This is a genomic window from Nonomuraea diastatica, assembly GCF_004349015.1.
GTDB lineage: Bacteria > Actinomycetota > Actinomycetes > Streptosporangiales > Streptosporangiaceae > Nonomuraea > Nonomuraea diastatica.
In genome coordinates, this window is record NZ_SMKP01000398.1 from 1 (window position 1) to 1,660 (window position 1,660).

Below are 1,660 nucleotides of genomic sequence, written 5' to 3' on the forward strand. Positions count from 1 at the left end.
GCTCGGCCGCGCCCGGCGCCTCCGGCCCACGCCGGCTGACCAGCAACAGCCGCCTGACCTCGTGCTCGGTCACCAGGTGGCGGGCCACCAGCGCGCCCAGACCACCCGTACCGCCCGTGATCAGCACGGTCCCGCCCGCGCCGAACGCGGGCCGCCCCTCACCACCGGGGACGGCACGGCTCAGTCTCGGCACCCGCACCTGGCCGTCGCGCACGGCCAGCTGCGGCTCGTCCGACGCCAGAGCCTCGCCGATCGTTCCGTCGGCGCCGTCGGCCAGGTCCAGCAGCACGAACCTGCCGGGCTGCTCCGCCTGGGCGGCCCGCACGAGCCCCCACACGGCGGCCTGATGCACGTCCTGTACGGGCGCGTCGCCGGCGGGCACGGCGCCGCGGGTGACCACGACCAGTCGCGACGCAGCGAACCGGTCGTCGGCCAGCCAATCCTGCAGCGCCGTCAGCACGTCGTGGACGGCCAGGCGGGTACCGGAGGGCGCTTCGATCAGCACGCGCTCGGGAACCGTCGCGACGCCGGCCAGCGCCGCCAGGCTGGAGACGATCTCGTAGCCCGGCTCGGCCGCGCCGTTCTGGGGCAGCGTCACCCAGTCGAGCTGGAACAGCTTGTCGCGATGCTTCCTGGTGCCGGAGCCGTCCTGCGGCCCGACCGGCACCGGGCGGGCGGCCAGAGCGCCGATCGTGGCCACGGCCAGCCCTTCGGTGTCCATCAGCGCCACGGAGACCGCTCCCTGGCCGGCCGGGGAGATCCGCACACGCAGTCTCGTCGCCCCGGACGCGTGCAGCGCCACATCGCTCCAGGCGAACGGCAGGTACGGCCTGCCGGGCTCGGGATCGGCCAGGAACCCGCCGAGGGAGATCGCGTGCAGGGCGGCGTCGAACAGCGCCGGATGCAGTCCGTACCCGTCGGTGCCGGTGTCTTCCGGCAGCGCCACCTCGGCGAAGACGTCGTCGCCCCGCCGCCAGGCCGCCCGCAGTCCGCGGAACGTCGTGCCGTAGTCGAGGCCCGTACCGGCGAGGTCGTCGTAATGCTCGTCCAGGGCCACGGCCCGTGCCTGCTCCGGCGGCCAGGTGCCGACCGGCTCAGGGACCGCCGCATCGGCCGCGGCCAGCACGCCCGCGGCGTGCTGCACCCAGTCGGTCGCGTCCTGGATCCGCGAGTAGATGCCGAGCTGCCGCCGCCCGTCCTCGTCCGGTGCGCCTACGGCCAGCTGGAGCTGGACGGCGCCGGGGTCGGGCACGATGAGTGGCGCCTGGATGGTCAGCTCTTCGAGGAGGCCGCAACCGGCCTCGTCGCCTGCCCTGATGGCCAGCTCGACGAGGGCCGCGCCGGGGAGGAACACCTGCCCGTTGACCTTGTGGTCGGCCAGCCACGGGTGGGTGGCGACGGACACGCGGCCGGTGAGCACGGCCTCTCCGCCGGCGGCGAGGCCGGTGAACGCGCCGAGCAGCGGGTGGCCGGTGGCCTCGAGCCCGAGGCTGGCCGCGTCGCCTGCACTCGCCGATCCCTGCAGCCAGAAGCGCTGGTGTTGGAAGGCGTAGGTGGGCAGGTCGATGATCTGCGGGCGGGTCCCGGCGTAGGTTTGCGGCCAGTCGACATCGACACCGCCTACCCACAACTCGGCCGCGCTCGACCACAACCGAGCCAG

1 protein-coding gene is annotated in these 1,660 nt (G+C 74.5%); it reads right to left on the reverse strand.

All coding sequences use genetic code 11. From position 1 onward, the window contains the following. Window positions 1–1,660, reverse strand: a 1,660-nt coding sequence (locus tag E1294_RS51840; RefSeq protein ID WP_132520705.1) for a polyketide synthase dehydratase domain-containing protein, incomplete at both ends; no start/stop codon positions are given.